Origin of the sequence: Nucisporomicrobium flavum, from assembly GCF_016464385.1 — a bacterium.
Taxonomy (GTDB): Bacteria; Actinomycetota; Actinomycetes; order Mycobacteriales; family Micromonosporaceae; genus Actinoplanes; species Actinoplanes flavus_A.
On the sequence record NZ_JADMLH010000003.1, the window covers coordinates 331,103 to 356,637 of the forward strand.

A 25,535-nucleotide genomic window follows, 5' to 3' on the forward strand; every position below is an offset into this window, starting at 1 on the left:
AAGGGAGCGGGATGCGGGCCGACGAGGAACGTGAGTACACCGAGTACGTGGCGGGACGGCTGTCGCGGCTGCACCGGACCGCGTACATGCTCTGCGGCGACGCGCACCGGGCGGACGACATCGTCCAGGCCACGCTGACGGCCCTGTACGTGCAGTGGCGCAAGGTCTCGGCGGCGCACAACGTCGACGCGTACGTGCAGAGCATCCTCGTGCGGCGCTACCTCGACGAGCGGCGGCTGCGGTGGTCGCGCGTACGGCTGGGCGGCGTCCCGGCGCACGCGGCGCCGATCGACGCCGCCGAGCACGGCATCGTCGAGCGGGACGCGCTGCTCACGGCGCTGCGGGCGCTGCCCAAGGGGCAACGGGCCGTGGTGGTGCTGCGGTACTTCGACGATCTGACCGTCGAAGCCACCGCCGAGGCGCTCAAGTGCTCGGTGGGCAACGTCAAGAGCCAGTGCTCCCGGGGGCTGGCCGCCCTGCGCGCCGCTCTCACCCCGGCCGAGGCCGGTACCGCGCGAGGATCGAGGGACGGATCATGATGGGTGAGCAGGACGTACGGGAGCGGTTGAAGGCGGTGGAGGTGCCCGCCACCCAACTGCGCGTGGGAGCGGTGGTCGAGGGCGGTCGCCGCCGGGCCAGGCGCCGGCGGGCCGCGCAGGCGGGGCTGGGTGCGGCCCTCGCGACGGGTCTGCTGGCGGCGGTTCCCTCGCTTATGGCGTACACGAACGGTCAGCGCGCCGACCAGCCGGCAGGCCTCCCGTCGACGGCCGTCTGCCCCGCCACCTGGCTCCCCGTTCCCGACGGGATGACCGCGGTCCGGGCCGCAGGTGTGGACCCGGGCGGCCGCTACGTCATCGCCAACGACTTCCGGTCCAGCAAGCGCAGCACCCCGCAGGGGAAGCTGGCCGGCGTCGGGCACTCGCAGCCGGTGCTGTGGACGGACGGGATGTCGCAGACGCTGCCGAAGGTCGGCGACTGGGTGCAGGCGGACGCCGTCAGCGCCGGCGGGGTGGTCGCCGCGGTCGCGGGCCCGAAGGACAAGTGGGCCGACTCGGTCCTGCGCTACATCGGCGGCGTACCGGAGAAGATGATCCCGCCGGCGGGTAAGTGGACCTTCCGCGATGCCTCGGTCAACCGGCAGGGCGACATCATCGTCAACGCCACTCGGCAGGGCTCCGGCGACCGCACCGACGCCGTGCTGCTCTGGAAGGCCAACGCCGCGACGGCCACGAAACTGCCGCTTCCCGCGTACGCCGAGGGCACGAGCATCCTGGACGACGGCTCGATCCTAGGCAGCGTCGTCTCCGCGAAGGGCGATTTGACCTCGTTCCGCTGGGACGAGCGCGGGCTGGGACGGGCGCTGACCGGGCCGGCCAACCAGCAGGGCGCGGTCAACGACGCGCACGGCGACTGGGCCACCGGCAACCTGTGGCCCTCCGGCGAGGTGGCCCGGTGGGACCTGCGCACCGGCGAGGTGACCGTCCTGCCCGTCAACGCGCCCGCGAACGCCGTCAACGCCGCGGGCTGGATCGTCTCGAACGGCACTGTCCTGCGTGACGACGCCACCGTGGAACTGAGCTCCGAGAACGGCGGGAAGGGCGAGCCCTTCGCGATCGCGGACACCGGTCTCGTGGTCGGCTGGCCGTTCGACGACCGCTCCGGCGTGATCACGTGGCAGTGCGACCGCTGAGCCCCTAGTACGGGTTGCCGGAGCCGGGCAGCCGGCCGCGCAGCACGCCGCCGAGGCGCCCCGGCAGGTCCGGGGCGCCGGACAGCGGCGGGCTGTCGGTGTGCGCGCGGTCGGCCATCCCCGCGACCAGTTCCTTGAGCGCGTGCACGGCGCCGGTGAGCGGGCGCCAGCCCAGTTCCGCGGCGATGCGGTCGCAGGACATCAGGGGCGCCTTCAGGCCCAGGCGTACCCAGCCGACGTCGACGGGCTGCAGGCGCAGGCGCCAGCTCAGGTCGGCGGCGCCACGCAGCAGGAACCCGGGTACGGGAACCTCCCGGCCGTGGAACGCCTCGGCGGCCACGGCCGGGTCCAGCACCGGCCCGGCGGCCACGTTGAACGCGCCGTGCACGTCCGAGGCGAGCGCGCGGGCGTACGCGTCGGCCACGTCGTCGGCGTGCACCGCCTGGACCCGCAGCCCCGGGTGCGACGGGATGACCGGGATCCGGCCGAACCGCAGCAGCCGCGCGGGCAGCAGCGGGCCGGCGAAGTAGCGGCCGATCTCCGTACCGACGTCGCGCTGGAAGATGAGGCCGGGGCGCAACCGGACCACCCGCAGCGTGGGATGGTCCGACTCGGCGCGGTCCAGCAGCGCCTCGACGAGCGCCTTGTGCCGGCTGTAGGAGGAACCCTTCACCCCGGTCTTCGGGTACGCCTCCGTGACGTAAGCGTCCTTGGGGCCGGGCGCGTACGTGCCGACCGACGACGCGTACACCAGCGACGGGACGCCCGCCCGCAGCGCCGCCTCGACGACCGCGCGGCTGCCGAGCACATTCGTCCGGAACAACCGCCGCTGGTCATGACTGGGCTGGATCTGCCACGCCAGGTGCACCACCGCGTCGGCGCCCCGGAAGATCTCGGCCAGCCGCCGCGGCGCTTCGGGCGTACCGATGTCGCAGGAATGCCATTCGACCGCGTCGTACGGAACGGTGTCCGTGCCGGGCAGCCGTCGCACCACCCCGGCCAGGTCCATCCCGGGTTCGTTACGCAGCCGGCGCAGCAGCGCCGTGCCCGCGTTACCGCTCGCTCCGACGATCACGACTCGCATGCCTGAAGCCCTACCCGGGCAGCCGGGGTTGAACCCTGGGCGGTCTCCCGCTCGGCCTTGGCCGCCGGTCCTTGGCCGCCGGTCCTCGGCCGCCCGCCTTCGCCGTTGGTCGCCCGGCCTTCGCCGGTCCTTCGGCCTTGGCCGCCGGTCCTTGGCCGCCCGGCCTTCGCCGTTGGTCGCCCGGCCTTCGGACCGGGCGGGTCAGCGGGAGCGGGCCGCCTTGCCGGCGTACATGCGGTCGGTGATGCCGGGCAGCGCCGCGGCGGCCAGCATCGAGATCCGGTACCGCCACGGGACGACGATGCGGCGCCGTGCCCGGCGCAGGGCCCGCTCGATCGCGTCCACGACCACCTCGGGGCCGGGCAGCCGGTGGGCGTCGCGGGCGTTCATCTCGGTGCCGACGCGGCCGGGTTCGATCAGCGTCACGCCGATGCCCGTGCCGGCGACCTCGCGGCGGACCGAGTCGGTGATGCCGCGCAGCCCGAACTTCGTGGCCGAGTAGACGCCGCCGATGCCGACCTCGCCCGCGACCGAGCCGATGTTCACGATGGAGCCCGCGCCGGCGTCGAGCATCGCGGGCAGCACCGAGCGCATGAGCCGGATCGGCGCGAGCAGGTTCACGTCAACCATCTCGGTGAGCTGGGCGTCGTCGAGGCGGACCGTGGCCGGGCCGCCGAGGCCGGCGTTGTTGACGAGGACGTCGATCCGGCCGGTGACGCCGAGCGCCGCCGCGGTCAGCGCCTCGATGGCGGCCGGTTCCCGCAGGTCGCCCGGCACGGGTACGGCCTCGCCGCCGGCCGTCCGGATCTCCGCCGCGACAGCGGCCAGCTCGTCGGCGCGGCGGCCGGCGAGGACGACGGTGGTGCCCGGACGGCCGAGGCGCAGCGCGGTGGCCCGGCCGATGCCCGCGGACGCCCCGGTCACGATCACGACTCGCATGTCGTTTCTGGTCCGTTCGTCGGTGGTCTCTTCGCGCGAGAAACGGCGTCGCCGCATCGGCGACGCCGTTTTCCGAGCCGGCGGACGACTTATCGCTTGTTGTGGTACGCCTCGACGACGGAGCTCGGGATCCGGCCGCGCTCGGAAACCTCGTAACCGTTCTTGCCGGCCCACTCGCGAATGGCCTGATTCTGGTCGCGGGTGGCGCGGCCGGTGCTCGCCGGGGCGCCGCCGCGACGCGCGGATCGGGGCTCGCCGCCGCCGCGGCCCACGCGGGTGGCGACCGACAGGTACGGGTCCAGGGCCTTGCGCAGCTTGCCGGCGTTCTTCTCCGACAGGTCGATCGTGTAGTTCACCCCGTCCAGTCCGAATTCGACCGTGCGGTCGGCCTCGCCGCCGTCGATGTCGTCGGTCAGAAGGGTGATTACCTGCTTGGCCATGATGTGCTCGCTCCCACAGCGGTCATTGTTCGAGTTGCGTGTGTCATCGAAATTGTCGCGCGTTTCATTCTGTCGCCGCGGCCGGTCCGAGGCAAATTGCACTCGCGCATGTCGCGTTCCGATCCGGCGGGCCGGAATGATTCGCCGGTGACGAGGGTGGCGAGCGACCCGCGCGGGTCGGCTCCCGGAAACTTCGTGGCAACACTTCTCAGGTTCGTCGATGTGTTGTACGTTGCCTGGGAGCGCTCCCACGAACCCCCGTCCCCCGGGAATCCCCTCACCTAGGAGCTGTCATGAGACGCGCCATCCGCGCCGTCGCCGCGGCTGTCATGCTCGCCGGCGCCGGTGTCACGGCCTTCGCCGTGGCCGGCCCCGCACAGGCCGACACGCAGATCTGCGATCAGTACGGATCCACCACGATCGGCGGCCGATACGTGGTGATGAACAACCGGTGGGGCACCAGCGCCCAGCAGTGCATCAATGTCACGAGCACCGGATTCGCCATCACCAGTCAGCAGGGCACCGGCAGCACGAGTGGTGCACCGGTGTCGTATCCCGCCGTGTTCTACGGCTGCCATTACACGAACTGTTCGCCGGGCACCAACCTGCCGATGCAGCTCAGCTCCATCAGCAGCGCCCCGAGCAGCATCTCGTACAACTACGTGAGCGGTGCGACGTACGACGCGGCGTACGACATCTGGCTCGACCCGACGCCCAAGCGTGACGGCGTCAACGCCATGGAAATCATGATCTGGTTCAACCGGCAGGGCTCCATCCAGCCGATCGGCTCGGTGGTCGGCAACGCCACGATCGGCGGCCGCACCTGGCAGGTGTGGCAGGGCAGCAACGGCTCCAACAACGTCGTTTCGTACGTGGCGCCGTCCCCGATCTCCAGCTGGAGCTTCAACGTGCTGGACTTCGTCAACGACACGAAGACCCGTACGTCGGTGACCAACTCCTGGTACCTGACCAGCATCCAGGCGGGCTTCGAGCCGTGGATCGGCGGCGCCGGCCTCGCGGTCACCAACTTCTCCGCCCAGGTCAACAGCGGCACCCCGCCCACCGGCCCGTCCTCGCCGCCGCCGAGCAACCCGCCGTCCGGCAGCACGGCCTGCCGGGTCACGTACGGCACCAACGCCTGGGGCAGCGGCTTCACGGCCGACGTGACCGTGGCCAACACCGGCGGCAGCGCGATCAACGGCTGGGCGCTCGCCTTCACCCTGCCGAACGGCCAGGCCATCACGAACTCCTGGAACGCGACGCTGAGCGGATCGAGCGGCTCGGTGACGGCCCGCAACGTCTCGCACAACGGGTCGATCCCGGCCGGCGGCACGGCGTCCTTCGGCTTCCAGGGCACCTACAGCGGCACCTTCAGCGCACCGTCCAGCTTCAGCCTCAACGGCACGGCCTGCAGCCGGGCCTGAGCCCGCACGACCCCGGCCCCGCGCCGGGCACGAACTGCCCCGCCCCGTCACCGATCAGCCCGGTGGCGGGGCGGCCGGCGTCCCGGGGTCAGGCCGCCCTGCCGCGGCCGCCGTTTCCCGGCCCGGCTGTCGGGCCCGCTATCCGGCAACGGCGGGTTCGGCCGCCGGACCCGAGCCGGCCCTGGGACCGCTTCCAGCCGGGGGAGCGCTCGGCGAGGCCGCCGAGTCGCTTGCCGGAGCCGGGCGGCGGGTCCAGCGCAGCACCGCCGGCGCATGTGCCGGGACGGCAGGCGAGCGCGGCGGCACCGGCTCGACCCGTTCATACGTCGCCCCCAGCGCCGGCCGCGGATCCGCCTCGCCGTTGTTGGGCCAGAACGACATGGCCCGCTCGGCCAGCGCGGTGATGGTCAGCGACGGGTTCACCCCGAGGTTGGCCGGGATCACCGAGCCGTCCACCACGTGCAGGCCCGGGTACCCGTACACCCGCTGGTAGGCGTCCACCACGCCGGTCGCCGGGGAGTCGCCGATGGTCGCGCCGCCGAGGATGTGCGCGGTCATCGGGATGTCGAAGACGTCGCCGACCGAGCCGCCCGGGTGGCCGCCGATCGCCGTGGCCATCCGGCGTACCGCCTCGTGGCCCACCGGGATCCAGGTCGGGTTGGCCGGCCCGTGCCCCGGGCCGGTGGTGAGCCGCCCGCGCCGGGTCCGGCGTACCGTCAAAGAATTGTCCAGGGTCTGCATGACCAGCGCGATGATCGTGCGGTCGCTCCACCGCCGGTTCGACAACGAGCGCAGCAGCAGCGCCGGATGCCGCAACGCCTGCCCGAGGAACCGCACCGGCCGCGGCACCCGCCCGCCGCCGTCCACCAGCAGCGTGGTCAGCAGGCCCATGGCGTTGCTGCCGGGACCGTACCGGACGGGTTCGATGTGGGTGTCCTCGTCGGGATGGAACGACGACGTGATCGCAACCCCCCGGGAAAACGGTTCCGGGGGTACGCGTTCCGCCTGCGCACCGAGCAACGCCTCGGAATTCGTACGCGTCAAGGAGCCCAGCCGGTCGGAGAGCGCGGGCAGCACGCCGGTGTCCTTCATCGCGTGCAGCAGCCGTTGCGTGCCGAGCGCGCCCGCCGAGAGCACCACCTGCCGCGCGGTGAAGACCCGCTTCTTCGTCTCCACCCGCCAGCCGCCGTGCACCGGCCGCAGCGCGGTCACCTCGGTGTCGGGGTGCACGGTCGCACCCGCCCGTTCGGCGAGGTGGAGGTAATTCAGGTCGAGGCGGTTCTTCGCGCCGACCCGGCAGCCGATCATGCAGTCGCCGCACTCGGTGCAGCCCGTACGGTCCGGCCCGGCGCCGCCGAAGTACGGGTCCGGCACGGACTTCCCGGGCTCTCCGAAGAACACCCCCACCGGCGTACGGCGGAACGTCCCGCCCACGCCCATCTCCTTCGCGACGGCCTCGACCACCCGGTCGGACGGCGTCATCGACGGCTGCAGCGTGACCCCGAGCATCCGCGACGCCTGGTCGTAGTGCGGTTCCAGCTCGCCCGCCCAGTCGGTGATCCCGGCCCAGCGCTCGTCGGCGAAGAACCGCGCCGGCGGCTGGTACAGGGTGTTCGCGTAGACCAGCGAACCCCCGCCGACGCCCGCAGCCGACAGCACGATGATGTCCTTGAGCAGCGTGATCCGCTGGATGCCACGCAGCCCCAGCGCCGGCGCCCAGAGGAAGGCACGCAGGTCCCAGGACGTCCTGGGCAGCGTCTGCGGGGTGTAGCGCCGACCAGCCTCGAGCACGCCGACGCGGTACCCCTTCTCGGCAAGCCGCAGCGCCGTGACGCTGCCGCCGAACCCGCTACCCACGACGACGATGTCGTAGTCCGTCATGGCCCCACTCCACCACGCGAGATTAGTTCGCACCAGGTCTGCATTCAGCCGGCGTCAGTCCGCCGAGAGGGCCCTCGCGCGAGTCACCGCCATGACCGACCACCCGAAGACCACCGAGCTCGAACCCACCGGTCTGATGCCGGCCCACCGCGCCATGCGGCCTCGGGCCGTGCCTGCGGCCTCGGGCCGTGCCTGCGGTCTCGGGCCGTGCCTGCGGTCTCGGGCCGTGCCTGCGGTCTCGGGCCGTGCCTGCGGTCTCGGGCCGTGCCTGCGGTCTCGGGCCGTGCCTGCGGTCTCGGGCCGTGCCTGCGGCCTCAGCCTCGTCGCCGGCGCTCACCTCCTTGACCGCCCCGTCCGCATGATGTCTTCGGCTCGATCGCACGTGCCGACTTCTTCCTTGACTATGCCTGCTCGTCGGGCGCCTTCCTTCGAAATCAATGCCACGGTACGGAGTCGAAGATTGACTCGCACTGCGGCGTGCGCCCGAATTCTATCGAGGACCACCGGGTGATTTCCTGTGACCGTGATCGCTCTTTCGCGATGATCGAATAATGTGTTGCTGCGGCCGGGTGCGGGACAATAATGGCATGCGGCAGCTCCAGTTGTTCTCGACGGCGGAATTGGCGGTGATGCGCGATCGGACCGCGTCGCGTCGCTATTCTGCCGAGCGGGAGGAGTTCCGCCGCGAGCACGCTCGACGCCGGGCTTGGGGCTTGGCGCAGCGACACGCCACGAAGCTGCACCGGCTGCGTGGGAGCGGCTGCGAGGAGCGGCCGGCAAGCGTCCGGAGCCCGGCAAGGCCGATGGCAACCCGAAGCGCAGCAGCGTCGGCGCCTCGACCCGAGAAGGTTTGTCGTCCGGCCGCCCCGGCAGCGGATCCCGTCCCAGCCACGAACGCCGCCCCGGCAACGGGTTGCGCTTCGGGCGCGGCTCCCGCTCCGGCTGGGGTTCCCAACCCGGCTGCGGTTGCCGCGCCGGCTGCGGTTGCCGGTCCGGCTGCCGCTCATCGGACCGGCATGCCGGCAAAGAATGCCTGCTTCACGACCGGCGCCCCCGGCGGTTCCCGGTCGCCCGGCGTGCGCGGTGCGGTGTTGCCCGGCGTGCGCGGTGCGGTGCTGCCCGGCGTGCGCGGTGCGGTGCTGCCCGGCGTGCGCGGTGCGGTGTCGCCCGGCGTGCGCGGTGCGGTGCTGCCCGGCGTGCGCGGTGCGGTGCCGCCCGGCTCACACAACTCAACGGGTGCAATCCGTCGAGCTCGCCGATGCTCACAATTCATCAACCAATGCCAAAATGCGATTCACCAGCGCCGGAAAACCGACGCCACAAGGTTCCTTCCGCCGATGTCGCGTCTCGCCTCGCACACCTTTCACTGTCGCCTTGTGGTTTGGCGGCGGGTCAGGCGTTGCGGATTCGGGAGGCGTCGTGCAGGTCCAGTATCTCTACCGCCCGTTCGCGCATTTCGACTTTGCGGACCTTGCCCGTCACGGTCATCGGGAAGCCTTCCACCACGTGGACGTAGCGGGGGACCTTGAAGTGGGCCAGTCGTCCGGTGCAGAATTCGCGGATCGCCTCCGCCGTCAGGGGTTCGGTGTCCGGGCGCATCACCAGCCAGGCCATCAGTTCCTCTCCGTACTTCTCGTCCGGGACGCCGATGACCTGGACGTCTGCGATGTCCGGGTGGGTGTAGAGGAATTCTTCGACCTCGCGGGGGTAGACGTTTTCGCCGCCTCGGATGACCAGGTCTTTGATGCGGCCCACGATGTTGAGGTAGCCGTCGGGGTCCATCGTGGCCAGGTCGCCGGTGTGCATCCAGCGGGCCGTGTCGATGGCCGCGGCGGTCGCTTCGGGTTGGTCCCAGTAGCCGAGCATCACCGAGGAGCCGCGGGTGCAGAGTTCGCCCGGTTCGCCGCGGGGGACTACGAGGCCGGATGCCGGGTCGATGATTTTCGACTCCAGGTGGGGCATCACCCGGCCGACCGTGCCGGTGCGCCGTTCGAGGCTGTCGTCGGCTCGGGTCATCGTGGACACCGGCGACGTCTCGGTCATGCCGTAGGCGATCGCGACCTCGGCCATGTTCATCTCGGCGACCACGCGTTTCATCACCTCGACCGGGCAGGGGGAGCCCGCCATGATGCCCGTACGCAAGCTGGACAGGTCGTACGCCGGGAAGTCGGCCAGCCCCAGCTCGGCGATGAACATGGTCGGCACGCCGTACAGGGATGTGCATTTCTCCTGGGTGACCGCCCGCAATGCCGCCGCCGGGTCGAAGCCCTGCGCCGGCAGCACCATCGCCGCGCCGTGCGAGGTCGCGGCGAGGTTGCCCATCACCATGCCGAAGCAGTGGTACAGCGGTACGGGGATGCAGATGCGGTCCCGTTCGGTGTAGCCGACGAGCTCGCCGACGAAGTACCCGTTGTTGAGGATGTTGTGGTGCGACAGCGTCGCGCCCTTCGGGAAACCTGTCGTCCCCGACGTGTACTGGATGTTGATCGGGTCGTCGAACGCGAGCGTGGCGGCCCGGGCGGCGAGGTCGTGGCTCGCGCCGGCGGTGACCAGCGCGTCCCAGTCGCCGGTGCCGATGAAGACGGTCTCCGTGAAGCCGATCTCCTCGATCATCGCCCGGTAGTCGCTGGTCTTGAAGCCGACCGCGCTGACCAGCAGCCGCATGCCGGACTGCCGGACCACGTAGTCCAGCTCGTGGGTCCGGTACGCCGGGTTGACGTTGACCAGGATCGCGCCGATCTTCGCGGTGGCGTACTGGACGAGCACCCACTCCGCGCAGTTCGGCGCCCAGATGCCGACCCGGTCGCCCTTCGCGATGTCGCGGGCGAGCAGGCCGCGGGCGACGTCGTTCACCGCGGCGTCGAATTCCGCGTACGTCCAGCGCCGGCCGGTCGGCACGTCGACGAGCGCCTCGCGGTCGCCGAAGGCCGCGACGGTGCGTTCGAGGTTGGCGCCGATGGTCTCGCCGAGCAGCGGCACGTCGGAGGTCCCGGAGGCGTAGGAGAGCATTTCTGCAGCATGAGCCCGTCCGCCGCGGGCTGCCACCCCCGATCGGGGGTGGACCCGGACATGCCCGGGGCGACATGCTGGTCACGTGCTCGAGACAGCCGACCTGACCGCGGCCCTCGGCCGGCTCCGCCGGGTGACCGGCCTGCCGGTCGCGTTCGGCGGCGCGGCCTCCGCGGACGGGCGGGCGATGCGGCTCACCGACTTCGCGGGTACGACCACGCTCGCGCTGCACGGCCTGGTGGTCGGTGCCGGCAACGGGCTGGGCGGCCGGGTGCTGACCACCGCGCGGGCCGCCAAGGTGGACGATTACGCGGCCGACCCGCGGATCTCGCACGAGTACGACAAACCGGTCACCGCCGAGGGGTTGCGGGCGATCGCCGCGGTGCCGGTCGCGATGGGGTCCTCGGTGCTCGCCGTGCTCTACGCCGGCACCCGTGAACCCCTGTCGGTGGGCGCGCGGGCGCTCGACGCGATGGTCCAGGTGGCGCTCCGGCTGGGCACCGAGGCCACCGTACGCCGGGAGGTCGAGCGCCGCCTCGCCGAGCTGGAGGCGGCCGCCGCCCTGACCCGGGAGGTACCCGCGGCCCGGGAGTGGGAGGACGTCCGCCAGGCCCACGCCGACCTGCTCACCATCGCCCAGGAGGTCGGGGACCCGGTGCTGCGCTCGCGCCTGCGGCAGGTGTGTTCGCTGCTGTCGCGTTCCGGCGGTAACCCGGACAAGCCGGCCGACCCGCTGTCGCCGCGCGAACGCGACGTGCTCGCGATGGTGGCCGTCGGATGCAGCAACGCCGAGGCCGCCCGGCGACTCGGCGTACTGCCCGAGACCGTGAAGAGCTATCTGCGCAACGCCATGCGCAAGCTGGGCACGCACGGCCGCATGGAGACGGTCGTGACCGCGCGGCGACTGGGCCTCCTGCCCTAGGCTCGGCCCGGTGAAGAGACCGACGATCGCCGATATCGCGCGCGAGGCCGGGGTGTCCAAGGGCGCGGTCTCGTACGCGCTCAACAATCGCCCCGGCGTGTCCGACGAGACCCGCGCCCGGATCCTGGCGATCGCCGACCGGCTGGGGTTCCGGGCCAGCGCCGCCGCCCGCGCGCTCGCCGGCGCCCCCGCCTCCGTGGTGGGGCTGGCCCTGCGCCGCCCGGCCAGCACGCTCGGGGTCGAGCCGTTCTTCATGGAGCTGATCAGCGGCGTCGAGGCGGAGCTGTCCACGCGTTCGTACGCGCTGCTGCTGCAGATGGTCGACGACGAGGCGGACGCGGGCGCGGAGATCGAGGTCTACCGGCAGTGGTGGATCGAGGGCCGCGTCGACGGGGTGCTCCTGTGCGACCTGCGCCCGGACGACCCTCGGGTGCCGGCCGTGGAACGCATCGGGATACCCGCGGTCGCGGTCGGGCCCCCGTCCGCGGGCGGCCGGCTCGCGACCCTGTGGTCCGACGACGCGGTCTCCGTCGCCGAGGCGGTCGACCACCTGGCCGGCCTCGGGCACCGGCGCATCGCCCGGGTCGCCGGCCTGCCCGGCCTCGCGCACACGGCCACGCGCACGAGCGCCTTCGCCGATCGTGGCATCACCGAGGCGATGACGGTGTTCACCGACTACACCGGGGAGGCGGGGGCGCGCGCGACCCGCGAGCTGCTCCGGGCGCCGCAACGGCCGACGGCGATCGTGTACGACAACGACGTCATGGCGATCGCGGGTCTCGCCGCGGCGCGGGAGCTGAGGCTGGCCGTACCCGCCGATCTGTCCATCGTGGCCTGGGACGATTCGCCGATCTGCGGGCTGGTCCACCCGCCGCTGACCGCGCTGACCCGGGACATCGTCGCGTACGGCGCGCACGCCGCCCGGCTGCTGCTGGCGGTGATCGCGGGGGAGCAGCCGGGTCCGCACCTGGACGAGCCCGCGAGGCTGGTGGCACGCGGAAGCACCGCCCCGCCGCCCGCCTGACGTGGTTACTTGCGGCCGTCCAGGGCGATGAAGCGGTATCCGCGCGCCTTCAGCGCGGGCACCACGGTCTTGAGCGCCGCGTACGTCTGGGAGCGGTCCCCGCCGCCGTCGTGGCACAGCAGGATCTGTCCGGGCCGGCGGCCAGCAGGCGCCGGCGGATGGCCTCCGTGCCGGGGCGGGACCAGTCGCGGGGGTCGTCGCTCCAGTCCAGCGGCACCATCCCGGCCGTGGCGGCCGCGCCGAGCACCGTGGACGACCAGTCGCCGCCGGGGGAGCGGAACAGGGCGGGGGCGTGCCCGGTCGTGCTGTAGATCTTGTCCTGGGCCCGTTCGATCTCCTTGCTGACCTTGGTGCCGGGCTTGCGGGCGAGGTGGGTGGGATGGCTCCACGTGTGGTTGGCGACCTGGTGGCCGTCGCGGACGACGTCGCGGGCGATCGCCTCGTGCCCGAGCACCTGATTGCCGATCATGCAGAACGTGGCCGGTACGTGGTGCCGGGCCAGCAGCCGCAGGATCTTCGGCGTCCACAGCGGATGCGGGCCGTCGTCGATGGTCAGCGCGACCGCGTCGCCGGGGAACGCGGGCCCCGGCACCGCCCTGCGGTATTCGCGCAGCGTGAACACGGGACGGCTGAGCCGGGGCCGGTGCTGCTGGTCGGGCGCGCCGTGCCGCCGGTGGGACGGTTTCGGGCTCGGCGTGGGCGGTATCCGCGGCGTCGCGACGGCGCGTGGCTGGTGCTCCTCGGCCGCCGGCGCCCGCGACCCGCTGAGCAGCATCGCGCCCACACCGGCCGGGATCATCCGCAGCATCTGACGGCGTGAGGTGGGGCCCTCACGCAGGGTTTTCGTCACCGCCTGAAAAAGATCGACTTCCCGCACGCCGCCCGACGTTAACTCACGGTCGCCACTGTCGCCCAGTGCCGTTCGACCCGGGAACCGGGGCCGGGCCGGTGCTGCGGCGGATCGCCAGATCGCCGCCGCGCGCCTGGGCCGGCGGCTCGGCGTGGCCGTCCAGCGCCGCGAAGAGCTGGGCCGTCGCGAGGGCCCCGTACGCGGCGATGTCCCGGCGTACCACGGTCAGCGGCGGACCGACGACCTGGCACAGCGGCGAATCCTCACAGGCCACGATGGACAGATCGGCCGGTACGGCCAGCCCGAGCTCGCCCGCGACGCCCAGCCCGGCGATGGCCATGACGTCGTTGTCGTACACGATCGCGGTGGGCCGTTCCGGGCCGGCGAGCAGCTCCCGGGTCAGGCGGGCGCCGGACTCGCCGGTGTAGTCCCCGCGGACGATCGTGGTGCGTACGCCCCGCGCCCCGGCGGCCGACCGCAGCGCCTCGTCGCGGACGCTGGTGTGCAGCATCCCGTCCGGCCCGCTCACCCGGGCGATGTGCCGGTGCCCCAGGTCGGCGAGGTGGTCGGCGAGCCGGTGCGACCACGGCACGTCGTCGCACCAGGCGCCGGGCAGCCGCTCGTCCGGCGAGACCCCGATCAGCGCCGCCGGCAGGCCCAGCTCGTGCACCGCCGGGATGCGCGGGTCGTCGGGGCGCGGATCGCAGATGAGCACGCCGTCGACCCGGCGTTCGGCGCTCCACCGGCGGTAGACCCGGATCTCCTCCTCGAGGTCCGTCACCATCTGCAGCGCGAGCGCGAAGCCGTGCCCGGACAGCTCGGCCTGGATGCCGGCCATGAGCTGCCGCCGGAAGACCTCCACGGTCAGTGCGGCCGACGAGCGCAGCAGCACCAGCCCGACCGCCCGCGCGGCGGCGCCGTGCAGGGCCAGCGCCGGGCCGTTCGCCCGGTACCCGAGCTCGCGCGCGATGCCGAGGATGCGCTCGCGCAGGTCGGCGGAGACACCGGGACGGCCGTTCAGTGCGTACGACACCGCGATGCGGGACACACCCGCGCGCCGGGCGATGTCGGCCATCGTCGCTGCACGCACCCCCCTACCGTAGTGCGTCGCCCAGCCGGTTCGCCGCGGGCCGACTATCCTCCGGGAATGAACCTTTCTCAACCTGGCATCGAGCCTGACGGTTCGAGCCGTCCGTCGCCGGCGGGCACTGCCGGCCTCGCCACGTTGAAAAAAGTTCAATGATGCGCAAGGTCGTCGTCACCCCGGACGGCGTGCAGGTCGTCCCCGCCCCCGAGCCGACGCCCGGACCGGGGGAGGTCCTGGTGCGGACCGCCGTCTCCGGCGTGTGCGGCTCGGACACGCACGCGCTGCACGGCCGGCACCCCAACGTGACACCGCCGTACGCGCCCGGTCACGAGGTCGTCGGCCTCGTCACGGCCGTGGCGCCCGACGTGACGATCGTGCAGCCGGGCAAGCGCGTCACGGTCGAGCCCGACCTGCCGTGCTGGGCGTGCAAGCAGTGCCGCGCGGGCCGCGAGAACCTTTGCGAGAACCTCGGTTTCTTCGGGTGCGGCTCGGAGCAGGGCGGGATGGCCGACCTGTTCACCATCGACGCCCGCCGCGTCCACCCGATCTCCGAGGACCTGGACGACGCGACCGCCGCCCTCATCGAACCCTTGGCGACGCCGGTGCACGCAGCGCGCCTGGCCGGGCCGCTCGACGGCAGGGCGGTCGCGATCCTGGGCGCCGGAACGATCGGCCTGCTCACCCTCCGCGTCGCCCGGGCTCAGGGCGCCCGGCGGATCGTGATGACGGCCCGCTCGGCGCAGCGCCGCGAACGCGCGACGGTCTTCGGCGCGGACGCGGTCGTGGACGCATCCCTTCCGGACGCGGCGGATCGCGTACGCGACCAGCTCGGCGAGAGCGCGGACGTGGTGTTCGACTGCGTGGCCGAGGAGTCGACCCTGCACCAGGCCCTGGCCGTGGCGAACAAGGGCGGAACGGTGGTCGTGGTGGGCGTGCCGCCGGGCGACGTACGGCTCCCGCTCGCGCTGGTGCAGGACAGCCAGCTGCGCATCCAGGGCAGCGCCACGTACCTGCCGGAGGACTTCGCGGACGCGATCGACCTGCTGCGCAAGGGGGTCGTCACGTCCTCGGACTTCGTGACGGCGATCCGGCCGCTGGAGGAGGCGGCCGCGGCGTTCGCGGACGCGGACAGCGGCAACCACATCAAGGTCCTGATCGCCCCCGACCTCACCGCGGTCCGCTGACCGGGCCCTCCTGAGCGAGCATCCGGCGGTGCAGGTCGGCGGCCGAGCCGGCGTCCAGGTCGAGGGTGCGGCGCAGGGCCAGCCAGGCCGCCGCGGCCGCCGGGTCGCGGGCCGTCGCCACGCCCGGCAGTGCAGCCAGGACCTCGGCCCGGATGCGGGTGTCGCCGGTCAGCAGGCCGCCGGCCAGCACCACCGGGCCGCCCGGCGGGCCGAGGTCGTGCAGGGTGGCGATGAGGCGGGCGGCCGCTTCCGTGGTGAGGCGTACGGCGAGAGGGTCGTCGTGGGCGCAGACCAGGGGGGCGAGCGCCGCGAAGGCGGACGGTGGCCGGCGTACCGCCCAGGTGATCAGGTCGTCGCAGGTGGCCGCGCCCGCGTGGGCGGCGATCGCGGCGGCGAGGCCGGGTGGCGGGGCGGCTGCCGTGGCGGCCCAGGCGCGGGCGGTGGCGCGGACCGCCTGCAGGCCGAGCCAGTGGCCGGAGCCCTCGTCGCCGAGCAGCCAGCCGAGCCCGTCCGCGGTACGCCGGATGTGCCAGTTCTCGATGCGGGCGGCGACCGCGCCGGTGCCCGCGATCAGCACCGCGCCGCCGGGTGACGGCACCCCCGCGGCGAACGCGGTGACCGCGTCGCCGGTGACGGTGAACGGGCAGGTCAGGCCCAGGGCTGTCCATTCGTCGTCGAACGCGGCGGCGATCGCGGGGTCGGACAGCACGGCGACGCCCGCGACCCCGGCCGTGCCGGCGAGCACGCGGGCCGGGTCATGGGGACCCAGTGCCGTGCGGACCGCCGTACCTATCGCCTTGGCCGCGGCGGGACCACCCGCGGAGGTGGGGTTGCCCGGCCCGGCCGACCCGCGGCCGACGACCGTGCCGTCGGTCGTCGCGACGACGGCCCGCGAGGCCGTCCCGCCGGCGTCCACGCCCACCACCAGCATCATGGGGCCGATCGAAACATAGAAACTCGTTATTGACCAGACGGCGAAGTGGTCGTAATTTTCATCGGCATAGCTATCCGATGAAAACGAGGACCACCGATGACGGGTGAGAGCGGCGGGCTGCTGGTGCGGCTGCGCATCGAGGGACCGACCATGCCGGAGGCGCTGGCGCGGATCGCCGAGACGATCCTCGCCGACCCGGAGACGGCCGCCCACGCCAGCATCGTGGACCTGGCCGAGCGGTCCGGGACCTCCACGGCGACGGTCACCCGCTTCTCGCGGGCCCTCGGGTTCAAGGGGTACGCGAACCTGCGCGTCGCCGTGGCCACCGAGACCGGCCGCGCGGAGCAGGCCCGCTGGGAGACCGACATCAGCGGCGACATCAACCCGGGCGACCAGACCGAGAAGGTCCTGGACATCATCACCGCGGCCGACACCCGGGCCATCCAGGCCACCGCCGCGGGGCTCGACACCGACGCGATCGAGCGGGTCGCCGCCGCGATCGCGGGCGCCGGCCGGGTGGAGATCTTCGGCCTGGGCAGCAGCGGTACGGCGGGCAGCGAGATGGCCTTCCGCCTCGAGCGCATCCGGATCCCGGTGCGGTACCGCGCCGACACCCACACGGCGCTGACCAACGCGGCGCTGCTCGGCCCGGGCGACGTGGCGATCGCCCTGTCCCACTCGGGGCGCACCCGCGAGGCGATCGAGATGCTCGCCGAGGCGGCCGACCACGGCGCGCTGACCGTGGCGGTGACGTCGTTCGGCCGGTCCCCGCTCGCCGAGGTCGCCGACGTCGTGTTCACCACCAGCGTGCACGAGACCACGTTCCGGCTGGCCGCGCTCTCCGCGCTGCACTCCCAGCTGCTCATCCTCGACCTGATCTACGTGGCTGTCGCCCAGCGCACGTACGAGCGCACCGCCGAGGCGCTCGAGCTCACCGTGCGCGCCGTGGACGCCCACCGCGTGCCGGACACCCCCGCCAACCGCAAGCGAGCACGGAGGGACAAGCCGCTGTGACCATCACGAGCGCCGCGTACGTCGAGACGATCCGGGCCGCGATCGACCGGGCCGGCACCGGCCAGGGCGACCTGGTGGCCCGCGCCGCCGACCTGTTCACCGCGACCCTGAAGGCCGGCGGGGTGATCCAGGCGTTCGGCTGCGGCCACTCCGAGGCGCTCGCCATGGAGATCGCCGGCCGCGCCGGTGGCCTGGTGCCCACCAACAAGATCGCCCTGCGGGACATCGTCCTGTACGGCGGCGAGCCGGCGAGCGTGCTGGCCGACCCGCAGCTGGAACGCACACCGCGGGTGGCGCACCGGCTCTACGAGCTCGCCCCGATCAAGCCCGACGACGCGTTCGTCATCGCCAGCAACTCCGGCGTGAACGGCGCGGTCGTGGAGATGGCCCAGCTGGTCAAGCAGCGCGGCCACGCCCTCGTGGCGATCACCTCGCTGGAGCACTCGGCGCGGGTGGACTCGCGGCACGAGAGCGGGCTCAAGCTCACCGACCTCGCCGACGTCGTGCTCGACAACGGTGCGCCGTACGGCGACGCGGCCCTGTCCTACGGCGACGGTGCCGTCGGGGCGGTCTCCTCGATCACCGCGGCGCTGCTGGCCCAGCAGATCGTCGTCGAGGTGGTGGCCCGCCTGCTGGCGCTGGGCGAGACGCCGCCGATCTACCTGTCCGACAACGTGCCGGGCGGGCGTGAACACAACAAACAGCTCGAGGAGCGGTACGCCGGGCGCATCCGGCGTACCGCATAGAAAGGGCGTGGCCCGATGTCCCCGACGAGACGAACCCTGATCCGCACCGCGCTGACCGCCGGTGCCGCCGTACCCCTGCTGAGCGCGTGCGTGACCGGCGGGAGCGACGACGACGACCCCGCGGCCGGCAACACCGGCGCCAAGAGCGCCGACAACCCGCTGGGCGTCAAGGCCGACGCCCCGCTCGAGGTCGTCATCTTCAAAGGCGGGTACGGCGACGAGTACGCCAAGCACGCCGAGACCCTCTACACGCAGAAGTACGCCGGCGCGAAGATCGACCACAAGGGACTGCAGAAGGTCGGGGTGGCGCTGCAGCCGCGCTTCGTCGCGAACACGCCCCCGGACGTCGTGGACAACACCGGCGCCGACCGGCTCGACATCGCTGTGCTCGTGGGCGCCAAGCAGGTCTCGGACCTCACCACGCTGCTGGACGCGCCGGCGTTCGACGACCCGTCCAAGAAGCTGCGGGACACGCTGCTGCCCGGCGTGGTGGACGACGGCACGTTCGACAAGGTGCCGCGGACGCTCAACTTCACGTACACGGTGTGGGGGCTCTGGTACTCGAAGAAGCTGTTCGCCGCGAAGGGGTGGGCGTACCCGAAGACCTGGGACGACATGCTGGCGCTGTGCGCGACCATCAAGGCCGCCGGCATCGCGCCCTGGACGTATCAGGGCAAGTACCCCGAGTACATCAACGACCCGCTGCTGTCGATGGCCGCGAAGACCGGCGGCCTCGAGCTGGTGAAGGCCGTCGACAACCTGGAGCCGAACGCGTGGAAGGCGCCCGGGCTGGTCAGTGCGGCGGAGGCGTTCGCGGAGCTGGCCGCGAAGGGCTACATCATGGGCGGCTCGGAGGCGCTGTCGCACACCGAGGCGCAGGCCGCCTGGTGCCAGGGCAAGGCCGCGTTCATCCCGTGCGGCTCGTGGCTGGAGAGCGAGCAGAAGGGCGTCACCCCGGACGGCTTCGACATGGTCATGGGCCCGGTGCCGTCGCGGACCGCGTCGGACCGGCTCAAGCAGACCGCCGTCCAGGCCGCCAGCAGCGAGTCGTTCCTGGTGCCGGCCAAGGCGAAGAACCCGGCCGGCGGCATGGAGTACCTGCGGATCCTGTTCTCGAAGCAGTCGGCGAAGGCCTTCGCCGAGTCCGCCGGCACGCTGCCCGCGGTGGCCGGCGCGACCGACGGGCTGACGCTGAGCAGCGGACTCTCCTCGGTCCGCGACGCCGTGCAGGCCGCCGGGCCGGAGACGTTCACCTACCGGTTCCGCACGTGGTACGCCCCACTCGCCAAGGCGGTGGACGACGCCACGGGTGAGCTGGTGAACAAGCGCATCACCGCGGCGCAGTGGTCGGAGCGCATCCAGAAGGCGGCCGACGGCATCGCCAAGGACTCGTCCGTGCAGAAGTACACGCGCTGATGAGGCACGGCCGGTGGCGGTTCCTCGCCGGGGCGCTGATCCCCGCGCTGGTCCTGCACGTCGTCTTCGTGCTGTCGCCGTACGCGCAGGCCTTCTACCTGTCGCTCACGGACTGGACCGGCGTGGCCGGCGAGGCGCACTTCGTCGGGGCGGACAACTACCGCCGCCTCGCCGGGGATTCGCTCTTCGTGGACGCGGTGCGCAACAACGCGCTGCTGCTCGTCGTGGTCCCGCTCGTCACGATCGCCATCGGCCTGTTCCTCGCCAGCATGCTCCACCTCGGCGGCCGGGGTGGCCGGCGGGCGGTGGCCGGCTCGGGCGCGTACCAGATCATCTATTTCTTTCCGCAGTTGCTCTCGCTCGTCGTGGTGGCGGTGCTGTGGAGCTTCGTCTACAACCCCAACACCGGCCTGCTCAACGGGGCCCTGCGGGCGTTGGGGCTGGGCGGGATGGCCGCCTCGTGGCTGGCCTCACCGTCGCTTGCCCTGCCGGCCGTGATGGCGGTGCTCGTCTGGTCGTCCGTCGGGTTCTACGTGGTGCTGTTCAGCGCTGCCATCGACGGCATCCCGGTCGAGCTGTTCGAGGCGGCGGTCCTGGACGGCGCCGGCGGCTGGGCCACGTTCCGCAACGTGACGCTGCCGCTGGTCCGCGACACCGTGCAGGTCGCTTTCGTCTACCTGGGCATCGCGGCGCTGGACGCGTTCGCCGTGGTCCAGGTGATGACGGTGGGACCGGGAGGGCCCGACGGCGCCACGGAGGTCATCGGGCTCTCCCTCTACCGCAACGCCTTCCAGTACGGGAAGTTCGGCTACGCGTCGGCCATGGGGGTCGCGTTGTTCTTCGCCACGCTGACCCTCGCGGTGTTCGCGCTGCGCGGCGGCCGGCGTTCCACAGTGGAGGCCTCATGACCCTCTCCGTCTCCCCGCCCCGGTCCAGTCCCTCGCCGCCCGCCCCGGCTGATGACCGGCCGGCCCGGGCGCCGAGGTCGGTGCGGACCCTGCCCGTGCACGTGGCGATGCTGGCGTGGAGCGTCGTCACCGCGCTGCCGCTGCTGTGGGCGGTGGTCAGCTCGTTCAAGACCGACGACGAGATCCTCAACCACCCGTGGTCGCTGCCGTCGACCCCGCAGCCGGGCAACTGGGCCCGGGCGTGGACCGAGGCGAGCATCGGCCGCTACTTCTTCAACAGCCTCGTCGTCGTCGGCGGGGCGCTGGCCCTGACGATGCTGCTCGGCTCGCTGGTCGCGTACGCCCTGGCCCGTTACGAGTTCCGTGGCAACCGGATCATCTACTACACGTTCGTCGCCGCCATGTTCTTCCCGGTGTTCCTGGCCCTGGTGCCGCTGTTCTTCGTCGTGCAGCAACTGGGGCTGCTGGGCACGTACCAGGGGCTGATCCTGGTGTACGCGGCGTACGCCGTGCCGTTCACGGTGTTCTTCCTGCACGCGTTCTTCCGTAGCCTGCCGGCCGAGGTGGCCGAGGCGGCCTTCCTCGACGGCTGTTCGCACGGCGCGGTGTTCTTCCGCGTCATGCTGCCGATGGCCCGCCCCGGCCTGGTGGCGGTCGGCATCTTCAATTTCCTCGGGCTCTGGAACCAGTACCTGCTCCCGCTGGTTCTCAACCCCGACCCGGACCGGTACGTCCTGGCGCAGGGTCTGGCCGCCCTGTCGGTCAGCCAGGGCTACCGCAGCGACTGGAGCGGTCTGTTCGCCGGCCTGACGATCGCGATGCTGCCGGTACTGATCGCCTACGTCGCCTTCCAGCGCCACATCCGAGCCGGAATGACCGCCGGCGCGGTCAAGTGAACTTTTTTCAACGTGGCGGGGCCGGCACCACCCGCCGCTGATCGACGGCCCGACGCCGTCGGGCTCGATGCCAGGTTGAAAAAGGTTCAGTAGTCCATCCCCTTTCCCCCGTACTGGAGGACCCCGCTCATGTCCATCGACAGACGTAAATCAATGTCCGCGCTGGCCGCGGTCGCCGTGGTGGGCGCGTTCGGCGCCGCCGCGGTCCTCGCGACCGCCACCAGCGCCTCCGCCGCCGACTGCGGCTACCTGTTCGACGACTTCGCGTACTCGTCGTCGAGCGACGCCAACCTGTCGGCGCACGGCTGGACCCCGCGCAGCTACGCCGGCGGTCCGGGCGTCCCCGGCGCCACCTGGTCGCCGAACAGCATCACGTTCCCCACCGCGGACGGCCAGAAGGTCATGCAGCTCACCGCGTCGACCGACGGCACCGGCGCCGGCACCAACCAGGCCGAGCTGTACAGCTCCCAGAAGCGCTTCTTCGAGGGCACGTACGCCAGCCGCGTCCGCTTCACCGACACCCCGGTCAGCGGCAACGACGGCGACCACATCAACGAGACGTTCTTCACGATCAGCCCGCTCAACGGCGACCTCGACCCGACGTACAGCGAGCTGGACGTCTCCGAGTACCTGCCGAACGGCGGCTGGGGCGAGACCGGGCCGATCAACTACCAGACCACCTGGTACACGTACCGCGCCGACCCCTGGTACGCCGACAACGTCCACTCCGAGCAGCGCAGCTCGCTCAACGGCTGGCACGACCTCGTCGTCACGGTCGCCAACGGTCACGTCATCTACTACATCGACGGCGTGCAGGTCGGGGACCACTCGGGCAAGTTCTACCCGCGCCAGACGATGACCATCAACTGGAACCTGTGGTTCATCGACACGGCGGCGCACACGGGCGGGCTGTCCACGTACATCCAGCAGGTCGACTGGGTGCTGTTCGCCAAGAACCAGGCGCTGACCCCGGCGCAGGTCAGCTCGCGGGCGGCCGGTTACCGGTCGTCGGGCACGGCGTTCACGGACACCGTGGACTCGTCCGGCGGCGGATGCTCCACCACGCCGCCCACGAACCCGCCGTCCACGCCGACCACCCCGCCGTCGTCGCCCAGCACGCCGCCCCCGGCGGGAAACTGCTCGACCGCGCCCGAGTGGGCCTTCGGGACCGTCTACACCGCGGGCCAGACCGTCAAGCACGAGAGGAGCAAGTACGGCGACCCGAACGGCCCGGCCTCCGGTGAGGGCAAGCACCTGTGGCGCGCCCGGTACTGGACGCAGGGCTCGGAGCCCGGCTGGACGCAGCAGTGGGAGGACCTCGGCCGCTGCTGATCGATCAGGTCCCGCGGCGGGTCACCCCGGTGATCCGCCGCGGGCCGCGGTGTCGCGGAACTCGGTGGCCGGAGCGGCGTCCGGGGTGGCGTACTTGCGCTGCTCGGCCTCGCGCAGCTGGACCCGCCGGATCTTGCCGGAGATCGTCTTGGGCAGCTCGGTGAACTCGAGCCGGCGGATCCGCAGGTACGGCGACAGGTGCGTCCGGCAGTGCTCGAAGATCGACTGTGCCGTGGCCTCGTCGGCGGCCCACCCCTCGGCCAGCACCACGTACGCCTTGGGCACGTGCAGCCGCAGGGCGTCCGGTGAGGGCACGACGGCCGCCTCCACGACGGCCTCGTGCTCGATCAGCACGCTCTCCAGCTCGAACGGCGAGATCCGGTAGTCGGAGGCCTTGAAGACGTCGTCGGTACGCCCCACGTACGTGATGTAGCCGTCGGCGTCGCGCGAGCCGATGTCGCCGGTGTGGTAGTAGCCGCCGGCCATGGCGCTGCCGGTGAGCTCCTCGTCGCCGTGGTAGCCGACCATCAGGCCGAGCGGCCGTGGATCCAGCTCGAGGCAGATCTCGCCCTCGTCGGCGGGCTCCCCGGTCAGCGGGTCGATCAGCGCCACCCGGTAGCCGGGCACCGGGCGTCCCATGGATCCCGGCCGGACCGGCTGGCCGGGGGTGTTGGCGATCTGCACCGTGGTCTCGGTCTGGCCGAACCCGTCGCGGATGGTCACGCCCCAGGCCTTCTGCACCTGCTCGATGACCTCGGGGTTGAGCGGCTCGCCGGCGCCGACCACCACGCGCGGCGGGGTGTCGAGCGCGCCGAGGTCGGACTGGATCAGCATGCGCCACACGGTCGGCGGCGCGCAGAAGCTCGTGACGCCGCACCGCCGCATCTGCTGCAGCAGCTTCGGCCCGTCGAAGCGCGAGTAGTTGTAGATGAAGACGCACGCCTGCGCGTTCCACGGCGCGAACACGTTGCTCCACGCGTGCTTGGCCCAGCCCGGCGACGAGATGTTCAGGTGCACGTCGCCGGGGCGCAGGCCGATCCAGTACATCGTCGAGATGTGTCCCACCGGGTACGAGGCGTGGGTGTGCTCCACCAGCTTGGGGCGGGCCGTCGTACCGGAGGTGAAGTAGAGCAGCAACGTGTCGTCGGCCCTCGTCACGCCGTCGGGCCGGAAGTCGGCGGCCGCGTCGTACGCGTCGTGGAACGAGTGCCAGCCCTCGACGGGCGGGCCCACCGCGATGCGGGTGACCGTGTCGACGCCGGTGAACCGGTCGGCCGCGGACGACAGCGCGATGACGTGCTGGGCCTCGCCCCGGCGCACCCGGTCGCGGGCGTCCGCGGCACCGAGCAGCGGCGTCGCCGGGATGATGACCGCGCCGAGCTTCATCATGGCCAGGATGGCGTCCCACAGCTCGACCTGGTTGCCGAGCATGAGCACGACCCGGTCGCCGCGGCGCACCCCGCGGTCGCGGAGCCAGGTGGCCACGCGGTTGGACCGTTGCGCCATCTCGGCGAACGAGAAGCGCTGCTCGGAGCCGTCCTCCTCGACGATCCACAGCGCCGGGTCGTCGTTGCCCTCGGCGATGACGTCGAACCAGTCGAGCGCCCAGTTGAACTCGGTCAGCCGTGGCCACTCGAAGCCCGCGTAGGCGCCGGCGTAATCCTCGCGGTGCTCCAGCAGGAAGTCCCGGGCCACGCGGAACGCCGCCGTGCTCTCTGTCGCCGCCATGTGCTCCAGGCTGCTCCCGTGGCCCGCGGCCGCGCCACCCCCGGATGGGGGTGGGCCACCGGGACCAACGGCACTTGCCCGCGGTCAGCGCTCGGTGGCCGCGCCGACCTTCCGGTCCGCCTCCCGGGCCTGCGGCGGGGCGGCGGCGCTCATCGCGGCCGCCGCGTGCTCCTTGGCCAGGGCGACCGGGAACGCCCGGGTCGCCTGCCAGAGCCGGAAGATCAGCCACAGCTCGAAGCCGAGCAGGAGCGCGCCGGCCACGATCGACGTCGCGATCACCCAGCCGGTCAGCGGGCCGACGATGAACACGGCCATCTCGAACTCGATGCCGCTGACCAGGTGCGTACGGATCCGGTGCGACAGCAGCAGCTGGCGCAGGCGGGCCCGGGTGCCCTGCGGGATCACCCGGGCGGCGGGGTCGCCGGGGCCGGCGGGCGGGACCGGGCCGCGGGCCTCGACGAGCTGGTCGCGCATGCTCTGGCGGACCTTCGCCATCTGCTGCGAGTTCAGGTAGCGGAACAGGTCCAGGAAGACCACGACCGCCAGCGTCCACAGGTACGCCGCCGAGCCGGTCCTCGCGTACTGGCCGCCGAAGAGCGCCAGCGCGCAGGCGAAGACGCGGAGGCGGTCGAACACGAAGTCGAACCAGGTGCCGAAGAGGGAGCCCGTACCGTTCAGCCGGGCGATCTTGCCGTCCATGCAGTCGACGACGAAGCTCACGTGGAACAGCAGGGCGCCCGCGACGAGCCACCACCGGTCCTGCATCGCGAAGCAGGCGGCCGCGGCCAGGCCCAGCAGCGTGGCCACCCCGGTGAGCAGGTTCGGCGTGACCCGGCGGTACGGCGAGACGAGCCGGACCAGCCGCACCGCCACGGGATCGACGAGCAGCACCGTCCACCACGCGTCGCGGTCCTTGTAGGTCTGCTCGCGGATCTCCTGCAGCGATGAGCGTCGCACCATAACCCCAATCAACGCGACGATCGAGTCTCGGAAACTACTTTTGCCCTATTTGTGACATGCGCCGGGC

The 25,535-nt window shown here is 72.1% G+C and carries 21 protein-coding genes and 1 pseudogene; 12 read left to right on the plus strand and 10 right to left on the minus strand.

What is annotated here, in order from left to right; genetic code table 11:
- Window positions 1-11 precede the first annotated feature (11 nt).
- Window positions 12-539, plus strand: coding sequence for a SigE family RNA polymerase sigma factor (locus IT780_RS09565; protein WP_199511087.1), 528 nt, complete (start codon window positions 12-14; stop codon window positions 537-539).
- Entirely contained in the window at window positions 536-1,690 is a 1,155-nt protein-coding gene (locus tag IT780_RS09570) for a hypothetical protein (protein WP_199511088.1), read from the plus strand. Before IT780_RS09565 ends, IT780_RS09570 begins: the two co-directional genes overlap by 4 nt.
- Window positions 1,691-1,694: 4 nt before the next feature.
- Here IT780_RS09570 and IT780_RS09575 read toward each other — a convergent pair whose 3' ends face one another.
- The 3 genes from IT780_RS09575 to IT780_RS09585 all read right to left on the minus strand — a co-directional run bounded on the left by IT780_RS09575 (window position 1,695) and on the right by IT780_RS09585 (window position 4,153).
- On the minus strand, window positions 1,695-2,774 hold the full coding sequence (locus tag IT780_RS09575; RefSeq protein WP_199511089.1) for an NAD-dependent epimerase/dehydratase family protein: 1,080 nt from the start codon (window positions 2,772-2,774) through the stop codon (window positions 1,695-1,697).
- A gap of 201 nt (window positions 2,775-2,975) precedes the next feature.
- The gene (locus tag IT780_RS09580; RefSeq protein WP_199511090.1) at window positions 2,976-3,713 is read right to left on the minus strand and encodes an SDR family NAD(P)-dependent oxidoreductase; all 738 of its coding nucleotides are present in this window, start codon (window positions 3,711-3,713) and stop codon (window positions 2,976-2,978) included.
- A gap of 89 nt (window positions 3,714-3,802) precedes the next feature.
- On the minus strand, window positions 3,803-4,153 hold the full coding sequence (locus tag IT780_RS09585) for a histone-like nucleoid-structuring protein Lsr2 (protein WP_199511091.1): 351 nt from the start codon (window positions 4,151-4,153) through the stop codon (window positions 3,803-3,805).
- Between the two features lie 293 nt (window positions 4,154-4,446).
- On the opposite strand from IT780_RS09585, the gene IT780_RS09590 reads away from it, so the two are divergent.
- Window positions 4,447-5,577: a glycoside hydrolase family 12 protein gene (locus IT780_RS09590; protein ID WP_199511092.1), complete on the plus strand. Its 1,131-nt coding sequence runs from the start codon at window positions 4,447-4,449 to the stop codon at window positions 5,575-5,577.
- Window positions 5,578-5,832: 255 nt separating this feature from the next.
- Here IT780_RS09590 and IT780_RS09595 read toward each other — a convergent pair.
- A pseudogene (locus IT780_RS09595) lies at window positions 5,833-7,458 on the minus strand (GMC oxidoreductase); the annotation flags it as partial.
- Between the two features lie 1,392 nt (window positions 7,459-8,850).
- Window positions 8,851-10,467, minus strand: a complete 1,617-nt coding sequence (locus tag IT780_RS09600) for an AMP-binding protein (RefSeq protein ID WP_199511094.1) — start codon at window positions 10,465-10,467, stop codon at window positions 8,851-8,853.
- Between the two features lie 85 nt (window positions 10,468-10,552).
- Between IT780_RS09600 and IT780_RS09605 the strand changes: the two genes are divergently transcribed.
- The gene (locus tag IT780_RS09605; protein WP_199511095.1) at window positions 10,553-11,389 is read left to right on the plus strand and encodes a LuxR C-terminal-related transcriptional regulator; all 837 of its coding nucleotides are present in this window, start codon (window positions 10,553-10,555) and stop codon (window positions 11,387-11,389) included.
- A 10-nt stretch (window positions 11,390-11,399) separates the two neighbouring features.
- Complete coding sequence (locus IT780_RS09610; RefSeq protein WP_199511096.1) at window positions 11,400-12,413, plus strand: LacI family DNA-binding transcriptional regulator; 1,014 nt, start codon at window positions 11,400-11,402, stop codon at window positions 12,411-12,413.
- Window positions 12,414-12,462: 49 nt separating this feature from the next.
- On the opposite strand, the gene IT780_RS09615 is transcribed toward IT780_RS09610, so the two are convergent.
- Window positions 12,463-13,263 carry a polysaccharide deacetylase family protein gene (locus IT780_RS09615; RefSeq protein ID WP_199511097.1) on the minus strand — a complete coding sequence of 267 codons (801 nt, stop codon included), beginning with the start codon at window positions 13,261-13,263 and terminating at the stop codon, window positions 12,463-12,465.
- 43 nt (window positions 13,264-13,306) lie between these two features.
- Window positions 13,307-14,338 (minus strand): LacI family DNA-binding transcriptional regulator, encoded by a 1,032-nt coding sequence (locus tag IT780_RS09620; protein ID WP_199511469.1) that lies wholly within the window; start codon window positions 14,336-14,338, stop codon window positions 13,307-13,309.
- Window positions 14,339-14,505: 167 nt separating this feature from the next.
- Here IT780_RS09620 and IT780_RS09625 point away from each other — a divergent pair, with 167 nt between their 5' ends.
- Window positions 14,506-15,534: a zinc-dependent alcohol dehydrogenase gene (locus IT780_RS09625; protein WP_233412510.1), complete on the plus strand. Its 1,029-nt coding sequence runs from the start codon at window positions 14,506-14,508 to the stop codon at window positions 15,532-15,534.
- On the opposite strand, the gene IT780_RS09630 is transcribed toward IT780_RS09625, so the two are convergent.
- On the minus strand, window positions 15,518-16,468 hold the full coding sequence (locus tag IT780_RS09630; RefSeq protein ID WP_199511099.1) for an N-acetylglucosamine kinase: 951 nt from the start codon (window positions 16,466-16,468) through the stop codon (window positions 15,518-15,520). The two genes, IT780_RS09625 and IT780_RS09630, sit on opposite strands and share 17 nt — an antisense overlap.
- Window positions 16,469-16,564: 96 nt before the next feature.
- Here IT780_RS09630 and IT780_RS09635 point away from each other — a divergent pair, with 96 nt between their 5' ends.
- The 6 genes from IT780_RS09635 (at window position 16,565) to IT780_RS09660 (ending at window position 22,780) form a co-directional block, all read left to right on the plus strand.
- Window positions 16,565-17,482: a MurR/RpiR family transcriptional regulator gene (locus IT780_RS09635; protein WP_199511100.1), complete on the plus strand. Its 918-nt coding sequence runs from the start codon at window positions 16,565-16,567 to the stop codon at window positions 17,480-17,482.
- The gene (locus tag IT780_RS09640; RefSeq protein WP_199511101.1) at window positions 17,479-18,228 is read left to right on the plus strand and encodes a sugar isomerase domain-containing protein; all 750 of its coding nucleotides are present in this window, start codon (window positions 17,479-17,481) and stop codon (window positions 18,226-18,228) included. Before IT780_RS09635 ends, IT780_RS09640 begins: the two co-directional genes overlap by 4 nt.
- 15 nt (window positions 18,229-18,243) lie before the next feature.
- Window positions 18,244-19,644 (plus strand): N-acetylglucosamine/diacetylchitobiose ABC transporter substrate-binding protein, encoded by a 1,401-nt coding sequence (gene ngcE / locus IT780_RS09645; protein ID WP_199511102.1) that lies wholly within the window; start codon window positions 18,244-18,246, stop codon window positions 19,642-19,644.
- On the plus strand, window positions 19,644-20,552 hold the full coding sequence (locus tag IT780_RS09650; protein ID WP_199511103.1) for a carbohydrate ABC transporter permease: 909 nt from the start codon (window positions 19,644-19,646) through the stop codon (window positions 20,550-20,552). Before ngcE ends, IT780_RS09650 begins: the two co-directional genes overlap by 1 nt.
- A complete protein-coding gene (locus IT780_RS09655; RefSeq protein WP_372443653.1) occupies window positions 20,549-21,448 on the plus strand; it encodes a carbohydrate ABC transporter permease in 900 nt (299 codons plus the stop codon). The genes IT780_RS09650 and IT780_RS09655 overlap by 4 nt, the downstream gene beginning before the upstream one ends.
- A 129-nt stretch (window positions 21,449-21,577) precedes the next feature.
- Window positions 21,578-22,780 carry a glycosyl hydrolase gene (locus IT780_RS09660; protein ID WP_199511104.1) on the plus strand — a complete coding sequence of 401 codons (1,203 nt, stop codon included), beginning with the start codon at window positions 21,578-21,580 and terminating at the stop codon, window positions 22,778-22,780.
- A gap of 21 nt (window positions 22,781-22,801) precedes the next feature.
- Here IT780_RS09660 and IT780_RS09665 read toward each other — a convergent pair whose 3' ends face one another.
- Both IT780_RS09665 and IT780_RS09670 read right to left on the minus strand, forming a co-directional pair.
- Window positions 22,802-24,508: an AMP-binding protein gene (locus IT780_RS09665; RefSeq protein WP_199511105.1), complete on the minus strand. Its 1,707-nt coding sequence runs from the start codon at window positions 24,506-24,508 to the stop codon at window positions 22,802-22,804.
- Window positions 24,509-24,592: 84 nt separating this feature from the next.
- Window positions 24,593-25,468, minus strand: a complete 876-nt coding sequence (locus IT780_RS09670; RefSeq protein WP_199511106.1) for a CDP-alcohol phosphatidyltransferase family protein — start codon at window positions 25,466-25,468, stop codon at window positions 24,593-24,595.
- Window positions 25,469-25,535: the final 67 nt, after the last annotated feature.